This is a genomic window from Streptomyces sp. NPDC093984 (assembly GCF_044764595.1).
In the GTDB taxonomy this organism is placed as follows: Bacteria; Actinomycetota; Actinomycetes; order Streptomycetales; family Streptomycetaceae; genus Streptomyces; species Streptomyces cynarae.
In genome coordinates, this window is record NZ_JBIWIM010000001.1 from 903,678 (window position 1) to 916,709 (window position 13,032).

The 13,032-nt window shown below is 67.8% G+C and carries 9 protein-coding genes; 5 read left to right on the top strand and 4 right to left on the bottom strand.

The features are described 5' to 3' along the window. Positions 1 to 11 precede the first annotated feature (11 nt). Positions 12 to 5,102, top strand: coding sequence for a class I SAM-dependent DNA methyltransferase (locus tag ACIRC0_RS04125; protein WP_403610926.1), 5,091 nt, complete (start codon positions 12 to 14; stop codon positions 5,100 to 5,102). A 73-nt stretch (positions 5,103 to 5,175) separates the two neighbouring features. Here ACIRC0_RS04125 and ACIRC0_RS04130 read toward each other — a convergent pair whose 3' ends face one another. Both ACIRC0_RS04130 and ACIRC0_RS04135 read right to left on the bottom strand, forming a co-directional pair. Further along, positions 5,176 to 5,379 carry a DUF397 domain-containing protein gene (locus ACIRC0_RS04130; RefSeq protein ID WP_403610929.1) on the bottom strand — a complete coding sequence of 68 codons (204 nt, stop codon included), beginning with the start codon at positions 5,377 to 5,379 and terminating at the stop codon, positions 5,176 to 5,178. Then, positions 5,376 to 6,191: a Scr1 family TA system antitoxin-like transcriptional regulator gene (locus ACIRC0_RS04135; protein ID WP_403610932.1), complete on the bottom strand. Its 816-nt coding sequence runs from the start codon at positions 6,189 to 6,191 to the stop codon at positions 5,376 to 5,378. The genes ACIRC0_RS04130 and ACIRC0_RS04135 overlap by 4 nt, the downstream gene beginning before the upstream one ends. 366 nt (positions 6,192 to 6,557) lie before the next feature. Between ACIRC0_RS04135 and ACIRC0_RS04140 the strand changes: the two genes are divergently transcribed. Next, positions 6,558 to 7,694: a hypothetical protein gene (locus ACIRC0_RS04140; protein ID WP_403610934.1), complete on the top strand. Its 1,137-nt coding sequence runs from the start codon at positions 6,558 to 6,560 to the stop codon at positions 7,692 to 7,694. 252 nt (positions 7,695 to 7,946) lie between these two features. Here the strand turns inward: ACIRC0_RS04140 and ACIRC0_RS04145 are convergent, their stop codons facing one another. Next, positions 7,947 to 9,176 (bottom strand): hypothetical protein, encoded by a 1,230-nt coding sequence (locus tag ACIRC0_RS04145; protein ID WP_403610936.1) that lies wholly within the window; start codon positions 9,174 to 9,176, stop codon positions 7,947 to 7,949. After that, positions 9,161 to 10,282, bottom strand: a complete 1,122-nt coding sequence (locus ACIRC0_RS04150; RefSeq protein WP_403610938.1) for a hypothetical protein — start codon at positions 10,280 to 10,282, stop codon at positions 9,161 to 9,163. Before ACIRC0_RS04150 ends, ACIRC0_RS04145 begins: the two co-directional genes overlap by 16 nt. 248 nt (positions 10,283 to 10,530) lie before the next feature. Here ACIRC0_RS04150 and ACIRC0_RS04155 point away from each other — a divergent pair, with 248 nt between their 5' ends. The 3 genes from ACIRC0_RS04155 to ACIRC0_RS04165 all read left to right on the top strand — a co-directional run bounded on the left by ACIRC0_RS04155 (position 10,531) and on the right by ACIRC0_RS04165 (position 13,026). Continuing rightward, on the top strand, positions 10,531 to 10,998 hold the full coding sequence (locus tag ACIRC0_RS04155; RefSeq protein ID WP_403610941.1) for an ATP-binding protein: 468 nt from the start codon (positions 10,531 to 10,533) through the stop codon (positions 10,996 to 10,998). Between the two features lie 124 nt (positions 10,999 to 11,122). Next, positions 11,123 to 12,358 carry an AAA family ATPase gene (locus tag ACIRC0_RS04160; protein ID WP_403610945.1) on the top strand — a complete coding sequence of 412 codons (1,236 nt, stop codon included), beginning with the start codon at positions 11,123 to 11,125 and terminating at the stop codon, positions 12,356 to 12,358. Further along, positions 12,355 to 13,026, top strand: coding sequence for a hypothetical protein (locus ACIRC0_RS04165; protein ID WP_403610947.1), 672 nt, complete (start codon positions 12,355 to 12,357; stop codon positions 13,024 to 13,026). Before ACIRC0_RS04160 ends, ACIRC0_RS04165 begins: the two co-directional genes overlap by 4 nt. The last annotated feature ends 6 nt before the right edge of the window (positions 13,027 to 13,032 follow it).

A 13,032-nucleotide genomic window follows, 5' to 3' on the forward strand; every position in this document is an offset into this window, starting at 1 on the left:
GGTTCACGAAGATGACGTACGACAGCCTGGTCAACCGCGGCGACTACTTCTCCGCGCACTACCTCGCCGAGGTCCTCCCCAAGGACCTCAAGTCCGGTCTGCTCGCCGAGTGGAAGCAGCGCGAGGAGGACGCCGCCGGCGCAGAACGCCCCGAGGGCGCCCTGCCGGTCACCCCGCGCGCGGGCCTGCGGGCGCTGCGCCGTGCCTACTTCGCGGCCCGCTCCTACTTCACGATGGACGAGGAGCGGGCGGCGACCGGCGAGGACGCCGTGACGTACGACGCCCCCGAGTGGCGCGACCGCGTCCGCGCACTCAACGCAGAGGTGCTGCGCGCCCTCGGCTTCGACGCCAAGCCGGGCACGCTCACCGTCGTCCGCGCCGACCAGTCCCACGAGGTGACGGTCGCGCACACGGAGAAGGACCTCGTCGCCCTGGACTGCGGCTGGTCCGCCGAGCCGGACGACGCGCTGGACCCCGACGGCGCGGGCCGCCTCCTGGACGAGCTGCGCCTGGACGGCCAGCACACCATCACCACCGGCTCCAAGCTCGCCTCCTTCCTGTTCGCCTGCGAGGACGCCCCGCGCTACGTCCTGCTGCTGGTCGGCGGTGTCGTCGTGCTCGCCGACCGGGCCGCCTGGGGCGAGGGCCGCTACCTGGCGGTGTCGCTGGACATGGCACTGGAGCGCAACGACACCAAGGCGGGCGGCGAACTCGACACGGTGGCCGCGCTGTTCGGCGCGGACTCGCTGCGCACGCCGGAGGAGGGCGGCGAGAACCCCCTCGCCTCACTCCTCGACAAGTCCACGAAGCACGCGGTGGGCGTCTCCAGCGAACTCCGCGACGGCCTGCGGCTGAGCGTCGAACTGATCGCCAACGAGGTCCTGGACCGGCTGCGCGAGGCCGGCGTCCGCCCGGACGAGGTCAAGGAACTCCCCGAACTGGGCCGCCAGTTGACGCGGGAGTCGCTGCGCTACCTGTACCGGGTGCTGTTCCTGCTGTACGCGGAGGCCCGCCCGGAGCTGGGCATCCTGCCCTCGGACTACCCCGAGTACCAGATGGGGTACGGCCTGGGCCGGTTGGGCGAGTTGATCGCCGAGCGGGATCTCGTGGACGAGAAGTCCCGCAAGGGCTTCTACCTGTACGAATCGCTGGACCTGCTGTTCAGCAAGGTCCAGGAGGGATACCGGCCGCGCCGCACGCACGGGGTGGACGCGGAGTCGGCCGAGGCGGTGACCGCGAAGACCTCGGAGGACCTCGGGCTGCGGTTCGAGCCGCTGCACTCCAAGCTGTTCGAGCGGGACGCGATCCGGCTGATCGGACGGAACGCCGTCCCGGACCCCCGTGTCGACACGGAGGCCGAGGCGGAGGCCGGTGCTGACGGCGGGGAGCGCTTCATCGACACCCGTCTGCGCAACGAGACGCTGTACCGGGTGCTGCGGCTGCTGATGCTGACCCGCGGCAAGAGGCGCGAGCGCGGCGGCTTCATCTCCTACGCCCAGCTCGGCATCAACCAGCTCGGCGCCGTGTACGAGGGCCTGATGTCCTACTCGGGCTTCGTCGCGGGCGAGGAGCTGTACGAGGTCGCGAAGAACGGCGACCCGAAGGACGGTTCCTGGCTGGTCCCGGCGACGAAGGCCGACGAGTACCCCGACGAGGTGTTCGTCCGGCACAAGGACGAGGACACGGGCGTGGAGGAGCGCGTACGGTACGCGCCGGGGGCGTTCGTGTACCGCCTGTCGGGCCGCGACCGTCAGACCTCGGCCTCCTACTACACGCCGGAGTCGCTGACCCGCGTGACGGTCCAGCTCGCGTTGCAGCATCGCCTGGACCAGGACGACACGGTCACCGAGGCGCGCGAACTCCTGGACTGGAAGATCTGCGAGCCGGCGCTCGGCTCGGGTGCGTTCCTCAACGAGGCGATCAACCAGGTCGCGGCGGAGTACCTGCGGCGCCGCCAGGACGAGCTGGGCGTCGCCATCGACACGGAGAAGTACGCAGTCGAGTTGCAGAAGGCCAAGGCGTACATCGCCCTGCACAACTCCTACGGCGTGGACCTCAACAACACGGCGGTCGAGCTGGCGGAGGTGTCGCTGTGGCTAAACACCATGCACCCCGGCATGGAGGCCCCCTGGTTCGGCCTGCACCTGCGGCGCGGCAACTCGCTGATCGGCGGACGCAGGGAGGTGTACTCCGCCGAGCGGCTGAAGAAGGGCGGCTGGCTGGGCACGACGCCGGAGCGCTTCCCGCTGTCGGAGGCGTTGGCGGGGGCTCCGCTGCCCGAGGGGGCGGTGCACCACTTCCTCCTCCCGGCGAAGGAGTGGGGCGCGGTGGCGGCCGAGAAGGAGGCCAAGACGCTGGCCCCGGAGGAGTCGAAGGCGCTCGCGGCCTGGCGCAAGGCGATCACCAAGTCCCCCAGCCCCGCGCAGACCAAGCGGTTGCAGGGCCTGGCGCGGCGGGCGGAGTACCTGTGGGGGCTGGTCGTCCGCCGGCTGGAGATCTCCGAGCGGGAGATCTCACGGCGGATCGACGTCTGGGGCGCGGAGGACGGCTGGCTGCGCTCGCCCGAGGTCGCGGTTCACAGGGAGAAGGTCAAGGACGACCTGGAGGCGGTCGACACCCCGTACTGGCGCCTGAAGACGCTGATGGACGCGTGGTGCGCACTGTGGTTCTGGCCTGTGCAGGAGGCTGCGCTGCTGGAAGGCTCCCATGAGTCGTACGCGCGGGCGGCGGAGGTTGCTTCGCAGTCGGGCGAGTGGGTTGTGCCGTCGGCCCCGGCTCCGGTTCCGGCTCAGTGGGGCGCGCCTGCGCGGGAGACGTATGAGAAGGAGGACCTGTTCGGCGGGGTTGAGGTCGTCGAGGTCAAGTCGAAGAGCGCGCGGGGCGGCAGCCGTAAGGAACAGATCCGGGGTGAGCGACGCTCGGTGATCCCGCTGGCTTCACTGGACGACTGGCTGGACTTCACCGAGTCGCTGTTGGGTACGCAGGATGTGCCTGAGGACTCGCTGGTGGCCCAATTCGACACGCTGGACGAACTGGAGCGGTACGAAGACGAGTTGCCCGAGTGGATGGGCATGGAACGGTTCTACTCGCTGGAATCGCGGTATCCGTGGGCAGCGGTCGCGAGGGATGTGGCGGAGCGGCAGGGATTCTTTCACTGGGAGTTGGAGTTCGGGCAGGTCTTTGGCGCGCGGGGTGGGTTTGATCTGCAGGTAGGGAATCCGCCTTGGGTGCGGCCGGACTGGCAGGAAGATGCGGTTCTGGCGGAGCTAGAGCCCTGGTTCAAGCTGAGCCAGAAGCCGAGCGTGGCAGAGTGGCAACTGCGAAGGCATGAGATCCTCCGTGCCCGCCGCAGTTCCGGTTTTTACCTGGGTGAACTTGCCGGTATCACGGGTATGGCTACCCTGCTGGGTTCACTGGAAATGTATCCGCTACTCAACAAAACACGACCCGACCTTTATCGAGCGTTCATGTGCTTGACGTGGAAGCACATGAACGCACTAGGTATGGCCGCCCTCATCCACCTGGACACACACATGGACGGAGTAAAGGACGGGAAGCTACGCGAGACCGCGTATAGACATCTGCGCGTGCACGGGCACTTCTCGAACAAGCGCAAGCTTTTTGAGGATGTTAAGGATGAAAAGTTCTTCAGCATCAACATCTACGGCCCAACCCGTCAGCCGTCCTTCATTCATGCCTCCTGGCTCTACACCCCGCAGACCCTCCACGATTCCCTCACCCACAATGGTTGCGGCCCTCTCCCGAATCTCAAGCATGAGGGCACCTGGGACATCCGCCCTCATCGGGAACGACTCGTACATGTAGATACGGCACTACTCGCATCCTGGAACCGTCTAGCAGGAAATCACGTTCCCGACACTCAGGCTCCACTGCTCTACCCAGTGACGACAGACGAACAGGCCGCAATCGCCAAACTGGCAGAGTGGCCGGACCGACTGGGGTCTCATGAGGCGAGACACAGCACAGGCTACAATGAAACAAACGCTAAAAGGGATCGGGTCATCCGTTGGGACACCAGAGATATCGACTCCCTAGATGACTTGATCCTCCAAGGCTCACACTTCCATCTCGCTAACCCACTCGCCAAACAGCCAAACAACCCCTGCCGCAACAAGGACGACTTCGCCTCCTACGAACTGACGACACTTCCACCTAACACAATCCAACGCACCAATTACATCCGTGCCACTTCAGAGTCGGAATACCTAGCAGCGCAGGACGCATGGGGAGACAAGCGCTACACAGCATATTTTCGACTGGCATGGCGCATGATGACACCATTGACTAGCGAACGGTCCCTAATCCCAGTCATCATCGCTCCGGGACCAGCTCACGTGGATGCAGTGAACACCATGTTCATCACTGATTCACGAGTGACAGCCCTCCAGGCCGGTTTTTGGTCCTCGCTGCCACTGGATTATCTGTTGCGCGTCACAGGTCGTGAGCGAGTACGCAGAAACGAAGCCCACCGTATGCCCTTCGCTGACCCTCGCCACCCTTTGGCCTCTGCCCTCCTTCTGCGCACTCTACGCCTCAATTGCCTTACTGCTGCTTACGCCCCTCTTTGGGCTGCGTTGTATTCCCCTCAGTGGCCTGGTTACGAGCACTGGGCTGTCCCGGCATGGCCGAATGTTGCGCCGCTAGCTGCCCAACTGACATCCACTTGGCAGTACAACACTCCCCTGCGTACCGAGCACGAGCGGCGGGCCGCGCTCGTCGAACTGGACGCTCTCACAGCCGTCTGGTTGGGGATTACCGCCGACCAGCTAGTCACCCTCTATCTCTCCAGATTCCCCAAGGTGGTCGAACGCGAAGCAGAGATGTACTTCGATGCAGCAGGCCGCCGCCTCGCAGCCGACAGCTTCGCCTTCGGCTACGGCCAGACCAAGCAGGACTACATCGATCTCATGGCCCACCTAGAGAACCCGGAGACCAGCCCGCCGCCGGTCGGCTACACCGCCCCCTTCTACAAGGCTGACCGCGAGGCCGAGATGCGGGCCGCGCACGAGCACTTCCAAGCTCGCTTGGACGAGGAGATCGCCGCTGGCCGCTGGACTCCTCCTGCAAAGCGTGAGGCCTGAGTACCGTTCCTCATGTCGGGCGGTCGGCGCTTCCCTGAGAGAAGCGCCGACCGTCGCGGGCAGCCGTACAACCTCACATTGTCTCAAGCAACGCCGCCCACGCCGCCGAACTGACCCTCAGAACGGGCCCACCCTGCCCCGACTGCTTCGAGTCCCGCACGTGAACGGCACCACCGGCGACGGCAACCTGCACGCACTCGCCACCCTCGCCACTGCTGTAGGTGCTCTTGCGCCAAACCAATTCACCGTTCGCCTTCGCTTCATCCACGGCGTTCACCGCTCTCCCAGTAGCTTCTCGACCAACTGCAACGACTCACGCGGGGTCAGCGCCTGCGCTCGCAGGATGCCGTACTGCTCCTCATGCTCACGCACCGCACGCCGCTCGTGGAGGAGACGGCTTTCCTTCTGCACCTCCACATAGGCGATCCTCTGGCCTTGGACCGTCTCGATCAAGGTGAACGGCCCGGCCAATGCAGCATGTTCGCTGACCTCCGTCGGCATGATCTGCATCTCGACGTTGCGGCTCTGGCCCCGGAGGCAGATCTGCTCCAACTGCCCGCGCCAGACACCCCACCCACCGATCGGCCGCCGCAGCACCGACTCCTCGATCACAAAGCTGATCGTCGGCGGGGGCTTCCGAGCAAAGATCTCCTGCCGTGCAAGGCGGGCCGCCACCCGCTCGGAGATGACCGTCTCATCCAAGAGGGGGCGCCGGGCGTCGAACACCGCCCGCGCATACTCCTCCGTCTGCAACAACCCCGGCACAGCCTGGTTTGCATAAACATGCAGCTCAACCGCCTCAGCCTCAAGCTTCGCCGCATCCCGGAAGAACGCCGGATACCGCGCCCTCGCCACCTCCTCCTTCATCACCACCAGCAGCCCGCCGGCCTCCAGCACCGCATCCGCCCGGTCAATGAACTCCGGCCTGGGGATCCGCCGCCCGAGCTCCACCGAGGTGACCATGTCCTCGCCGTACCCGAGCTTCGCACCCAACTCCGCCCGCGTCAGCCCCTGACTCGTCCTCAGCAACCGCAACTGCTGCCCGAAGCACCGGAGGATGCCCGCCTCGCTCTCACCGTATGCCGCCATGGCGACCTCACCTCACCCACCCGCAGGGAGGCACCCGCCCGCGCCTCATCCCGCCGCAGGCGCCACACCGGTCCGTTACTCACAGCACATTTTATGGACACGCAGCGTCGCCGTGGCCCCAGTTCGCCCGGTTCCCCCGTAACGCCTACGAGCGTCCGCCCTCCCCTGTACAGCCCCGGGCTGTACACCCCCACCCACGTGTCCCGCCACGGTACCGGTCGCCTGAGCACCCGCTAAGGTGGCGCCTCAAGGGGAGGACAGAGCGGCCGTTGTACCGCTCGCCGATTCATCGCGCGGAGACGGCAGCAGCGGTGCCCGCACGCCCGCAGCTCAGCCGACCGCGGAACAGCCAGGGGGGAACGCGCCATGACAGACGCGCCGACGCACGCTGCCGACACCGACACGGACGGAGCCAACGACGCTGCCGACCGGAAGGTCGTCGAGCAGGAGCAGGCCGAGATCAAGGACTTCGTCAAGGGCCTGAGCGCGGACGACATCAAGTCGGGCAACTGGTTCACCAAGCTCGCCGCTCATGCCATGAACTCGTACACCGAGAAGGTGGACTGGCAGTACTTCCAGGACCGGTACGCGGGGGTGCCCGCGGACGCCATCGTGGATCAGCGAATCAAGATGGCGTCCCGGTACGCCGCGCTCGAAGGCGGGCTCTCGGCCGGGGCCTACACGGCGACCGTCGCCGCCACCATCGGGAGCCTCGGGGGCGCCTCACCGGCGACCGTCCCCGCGGCCGTGGCGACCATGATGGTCGACGTCGCGTTCACCACCCAGCTCCAACTCCGCCTGGCCTACGACATCTCGGTCCTCTACCGGGTCCCGCTCGACGTGCACGACCCCGAGGACCTGTGGAAGCTCATCCGCGTGGCCTTCACGATCAAGAGCGGGGAAGCTGCCCGCGAAGGTGTCGCCAAGGCGGTCCCGGCCCTGGTGCGACCGTTGGTCAAGCGCTTCTACTCCGGATCGGCACTCACCGCAGGAAGGGCGCTCCCGGTCGTCGGGAAGCACCTCCTCCAGCGCAACGTCATCAAGATCGGCATCCCCCTGGTCGGCGTCCCCCTCGCCGTCCTGCTGAACCGCTACACCACGCTCCTCGCCGGCCGGCACGCACGCGCCGTCTTCCGGAACGAGGCGCGGCTGATCGAACTCGCCGAGGGAATGAGCGAGCGCAGTCGGCACCCGCAGTTGATGCTGTGGGTCGCATGGCTCGTCATCAGGGCGAACGCGAACGCCAAAATCGCCGACGACGAGGCGCTGCTGATGCGGCATCTGGTGAGGCTGGTCCGGGAGCGGCACGAGGTGGTCGACGAGCAGCTCGCGCACGTCGTCGACCTCGACCCCGCCGAGGTGTGGAAGCGCGTGGACGCCGAGCCGGGCGACCTCAGCGATGTCCTCGACGCGGCGGAGCGCGTGGCCACCGTGGACGGTGACGTCACCTCCCGCGAGAAGGCGGTCCTCAAGGAGCTTCGGGAGCGGTGCCGCCGGGGCTGACGCCGTCGTACGGTACCGCTCGCACGCCGCTCCCCCGCCGTAGCCGTACGGCCGTGTACAGCGCGCGGCCGTACCAGGCGTCGCTCCTGGTGGCACGCCCGACGCGGCCGCAACGCTGGCCCCCTGCACAGGACGCTCTTCCCTCCCCCCGGCCCCACGGGGACGAACGAGTTCGCGATGTCGTTCACGTCGACCCCGCGGGGGCGCCCGCCTGGCGCGGCTACGGCGCTGGTGCCGAAGCCGCACCCACCCCTACGACCAGCTCACGAAAACCGTGCGCCGGTCGAGGAAGGGGTTGGAGATGGGGGTCGGCGATCCTCCCGGAGTGATCGGCACCGCCCTGAAGCCGGGGTCCTCGTATGCGTAGTCGTCGTCGTTCTGCTGGGCGTTGGGCGGGTGGACGGAGACGATGAACCTCTTCCCGTCCGGCGACACCAGCATCCCCTCCGCGACCATCCCGTCCTGCGGCCCGACCACGTTGACAGGGGCGCCCACGGCGCGGCCGGTGCGGGCGTCCATGGTTCGGAAAGCGCCGGAAGACGTGCGGCACAGCACCCGGTCGTCACCAAGCCAGCCGACAAGGCCGACACATCCGCTGAGCAGCGCCGCCCCGCGCGCCGACGTCCTGGTGAGCGGCCCCGAAGAGTTCCAGGTGTCGAAGACGGTTCCGAAGACCTTGGGTGCGGTGGCCGTGAGCCGGCGGCCGTTCGGCGCGAGGTGAACCATGTTCGCCTGGACGGCGCGCGCCGGCTTGCCCGTGACGGTCAGGGGCAGGCCGTGTCCGGCGGCCGGGCCCTCGTCCGTCAGGTGGTGGTCGCCGTCAGCCGACCGGGAACCGATCCTCTGCTTGCCGTCGGGGGCGGTGTACGTGAACCACACGCTGCGCCCGTCCGGCGCCATCACCGCGTTCTGCTCGTCGTCGCCTGCGGCGCCTCCCAGGCGCACGACCTCCTCCAGGTTCGCGCCGCTGACCACATAACCGACGTGGGAGACCTTCTTGTTGTGGGGGTCCCGGAGGACCACCGCCATGCGCGTGAACGCGAGATCGAAGAGGGCACGGACCCGGGGAGCCATGTACTCCGAGGTGGCCACGCCGTAGGGGGAGGGGTTGTACGGGCCCACTCCGCAGAATTCCACGAGGGGGCTGCTGACCGCCTTCACGCCCGAGTAGTTGACGAACGCGGCGTCGCTCGGGATGGGGAACTCCCGCTCCGCGCGCTGCTGCCACGTCTCGGGATCCCATGCCCGGACCGAGACACTGCCCCAGCGTGAGCCCATGCTGCACGTGGCGGTGACGACCGTGTCCTTCCGGGTGAACGGGCTGTCCGGGACCGCGTAGGCGCGGTTGCCCAGGTAGGGCGCCGACGGGATGGAAGGCCGGGAGTCGGGCCTGTCCTTGGCCGGTTGCGCGCTGCACGCCTGGACGCACAGGAGTGCCAGGACGACGAGGGCCACGGCCTTGCCGACTACAGCAGGTCGCATGCCGGCTCCTTCGGCTTCAGGTGACACGGCGTCCAGGGGATGGATCCGAAGAACCACTCCTGCCGTGCGTGCAGGGGAGCGGACTCCGTGCGGAGGCGCAGCGGCTGCCCGTTTCGGTCCTTCAGCTGGAGCCACTGCGCCTTCTGGTAGGCGTCGACGTAGTGGACCTTGACGCCCCACTCGCACGACTGCCCCCGCGGCGCGATCGCCTCCACCCTGAGACCGCCCGAGGGCTGGCCGCCTCCGACCTCGATGTAGTGGGTGTCGAAGTAGGGCTCGCCTTGTCCCTCGGTGTCGTCGGTGAGCACCGGCTCATCGGCCTGAGGAGGAACGTGGAGTTGGATCCCCTGGTAGACGGCTCCGCCCTGCGGTGGATAGGCGACGACCGTCTTGACGGTGCTGTTGCGGCACACGACGTCGGTGACCTTCCAGTTGTCGATGACCACCGCGGCGGCCCGGGTACTCAGCACGGTCATCTTGACCGTGTCGGAGAGTTCCGTGCGGCCAGTCGACATGTGCTGTGTGTACTGCTTCGGGGCGTGTTCCAGCACGGACGGGTACTCGAGCAGATGGCCGCCCAGGGACTTCAAGTACGAAAAGGTGACGGAGCTGTCATGGCTGGACGTCAGTTTCCGTGTCTCGGCCGCGGTCAGCTCCCGGTCGAGAACCATCACCCATTGTTGACGGGGGTCGCCCTTCTCGGGCTGGACGGACACCGTGAACGGAAGCTTGGAGGCGTCGTACTCCGTGTTGGCGTCGTTCTCTCTGGTCACGTTCGGCTTGGTCATGAAGTAGTCGATCAGTGCGTCCCGGAAGGCAGCCACGAGCGAGATCGACGCCACCGCCAGCAACACCACCGCCCTCCTGCGCCAGGAACCGCCTGAGGCCAGGCCGAGCGCCTCGGCGATCGCCGCCCAGGCTCTCGCCCAGAAGCCCTCACGGCGTGCGCTCCCCGGGTCGGCATCGCCCTGCTGAGATGAGTCCGCGGTGGCGGACGTCTGATTGCCGCCCGAGTTCCCGCCCTGGCCGGCCGGCTCCCCTAAGGTGCCGCCATCACCGTCCGGCTGCGGCTCCGGTGCCCCGTCCGATGACGTGGTGGTCGTCATGCTCGTCCCCCTACAACGTGGTACATCCTGTCTCCGTTCGGGACCTGGCACCTGGTCCCAGGGCGCTCGTACAGAATCCGGCCGTACAAAGGCCGACCGCTCACAATAGGGACACCGGCCGTGCCTGTCCCGCCACTTGAGGCCCCCCTTCCCCGGACCGTGTACGGGCGCTCCCCGTCGCGTACAGCGGCCCGCCGTACGGACGTCACCTCTGGTGACACACCGATCACAGTCGGGACGCTGACGGCATGAGCTCTTCCTCATCCCGGTACTACCCGCCCGCCGCACCCGCGACCACAACGGAATTCGCCATGGCCTTCACCTCCACCCCGCGGGGCGCCCGCCTGGCGCGGCTGTTCGTCGCGCACTGCCTGGACGCCTGGGGCCACCCCTACGACAGCGAGGTCAACGAGACGCTGACGCTGATCACCGCCGAGCTGAGCGCGAACGCCGTACGGCACGGCCGGGTACCGGGGCGGGACTTCCACGTGCGGCTGACCGGTGCGGCAGACGGCGAACTCCGCCTGGAGGTCTCGGACACCCGCGGCGAGCGCCGGCCCACCGTCGTCCCTCCCCCGGACCCGGAGGCCGAATCGGGCCGCGGGCTGGTCCTCGTCGCCGCCCTGGCCGACGACTGGGGCGTCACCGACCGCCGCTGCGGACCTGGCAAGACCGTGTGGGCAACCCTGTGCACGTGCCGGCTCTCGGCGGAATGACCACGCCGAATACGCGAACTGATGTCAGCCCGCCCGGCTACGCTGAGCCACGAAATTCCGCTCGCGATCGGATACGCACCGATCACGAGCGGAACGCCCACCGCACCCACGCGATAGGTTCCCCATGCCCGGCCGCCTCCTCGAACTGCACGTCGAGAACTTCCGCAGCCTGCGCGACGTGACCGTGCCGCTCGGTCCCCTCACCGTGCTGGTGGGTCCGAACGGCGCGGGCAAGTCCAACGTGCTGAAGGTCTTCGACTTCCTCGCCGACATCATCCGCACCGACCTCCAGCCAGCGCTGGACTCGCGCCGCGGGTTCGACGAGGTGGCCTTCTGGGGCGGGAGCCGTCCGCCGACCTCTATGCGTATCCAGCTGAAGGCGACCTGGACCAGCAACGCGTCGCTCAACGCACCGGACGAGTACAACCTCGTCATCCGGCGCCGCTCCCTGCCGTCGAACCGGGACGGCAAAGGCACGCGATACACCCTGTCGCGTGAGGAGAGCTTCGCGTTCAAACGCAAGCAGGGACGCGGTCGGCGCATCACCATCTCCGGCGAAGAAGCTCGCGTCGTCGACGAACGGGCTGGACAGACGAAGGACAGCGGCAGCTTCGGTATCCGCAGGCTAAGCAGCGGTCTGTCCACGCTGCCCCGGCTCGGTCCCGCCGACGGCGGCGACGAAGTGACACGGGTCGCGGACCGGCTGTCGTCCTTCCGGGTCTTCGACGTCGACGTGGCGGCGGCCCGTCAGCCGACACAGCTGCGCGGTGCGGACTTCGGCACGCTCTCACCGCATGCCGAGAACCTGGCCGGGTTCCTGATCCACCTGAGCGGCCGCGAAGAAGTCTGGGACGATTTAGTGGCCGACGCCCGGACCGTCCTGCCGCAGTTGGAGAACATCGAGTTCGAGGAGGTCGGCGGCTCCACGGATCAGCTGACCGTCGTCCTGCGTGAACGCGGCCTGCGCCGGCTGACCCCGCTCGCCGACGCGTCGTACGGCACGGTACGACTGCTGGGACTGCTCGCACTGCTCTACGACCCGAACCCGCCGGCGTTCACCTGTATCGAGGAGATCGACCACGGGCTGCACCCGCAGGCGCTCGAACTCGTCGTGCAGCGGCTGCGCGAGGCCGCCGAGCGGACGCAGTTCATCGTGGCCACCCACTCCCCCGCGCTGGTCAACCGGCTGCGGCCGGAGGAGTTCGTGGTGTGCGACCGCGACGACGACGGTGCGTCGATCATCCCCGCGCTGACCGTGGACGAAGTGAGGGCCATCGTCGAGGAGTCCGGCGAACAGCCGCTCGGGGAGCTGTGGTTCGCAGGTGTCCTGGGCGGCGACCTCACCGGAGGCGAGCTGTGACCCCGGGTGGGCGACAGGCCGGCGGACGGACGTCCAAGGGCCAGGCACGGGGCATCATCGTGCTGGCCGGTGAGGACCAGAACGACTGCCAGATCCTCGCCGAGCTGATACGGGCTCACCGGCCCGATCTGAGCGAGACCGCCAAGCTGGTCCGCATCAACGACCCGGTGCGGCTGCGCAGGAAGTCCGGCGCGGAGTTGGCCGCCGCCGTGAAGACCCTGGCCGGGAAGGCCCGTGCGAAGGCCCTCCGGGAGCGCGCCGACCTGGTCGGCTTCGTCGTCCACGAGGACCTGGACGGGTACGCGGATGCCGGCTACGACCGGATCCGCAAGGCGCTCGCCGACGAACTGGCCCGCCAGTGCCCGGGGTTCCGCACGGCTCTCGCGCTCGCCGCCTGGGAGAGCGAGAGCTGGCTGCTGCTGTTCCCTGACGCCTTCCCGCATGTGCGTCCGCGGTGGAAGGTGCCCGCGAAGCTCCTGGAGAAAGACACCGGGCGTATCCGGGACGCCAAGGAGGAACTCAAGCGTGGGCTCGGCCTGCCGGTGTTCCGGGAGAGCGACGGCCCCGCGGTCGCGCGCAAGGCGCTGGAACACCGGCTGATCCCGTCCCCGCGCGGCAGTAACCGCTCGTACGCGGACTTCGTCGGGGACCTGTCGCGCTGGTCCTGACCCCGT

What these genes read in the sequence shown, in the direction of transcription:
- ACIRC0_RS04140 (WP_403610934.1), top strand. Translation starts at nt 6,558, where the DNA reads ATGACAGACGCGCCGACGCACGCTGCCGACACCGACACGGACGGAGCC.
- ACIRC0_RS04135 (WP_403610932.1), bottom strand. Translation starts at nt 6,191, where the DNA reads ATGGCGGCATACGGTGAGAGCGAGGCGGGCATCCTCCGGTGCTTCGGG.
- ACIRC0_RS04145 (WP_403610936.1), bottom strand. Translation starts at nt 9,176, where the DNA reads ATGCGACCTGCTGTAGTCGGCAAGGCCGTGGCCCTCGTCGTCCTGGCA.
- ACIRC0_RS04160 (WP_403610945.1), top strand. Translation starts at nt 11,123, where the DNA reads ATGCCCGGCCGCCTCCTCGAACTGCACGTCGAGAACTTCCGCAGCCTG.
- ACIRC0_RS04155 (WP_403610941.1), top strand. Translation starts at nt 10,531, where the DNA reads ATGAGCTCTTCCTCATCCCGGTACTACCCGCCCGCCGCACCCGCGACC.
- ACIRC0_RS04125 (WP_403610926.1), top strand. Translation starts at nt 12, where the DNA reads ATGACGTACGACAGCCTGGTCAACCGCGGCGACTACTTCTCCGCGCAC.
- ACIRC0_RS04150 (WP_403610938.1), bottom strand. Translation starts at nt 10,282, where the DNA reads ATGACGACCACCACGTCATCGGACGGGGCACCGGAGCCGCAGCCGGAC.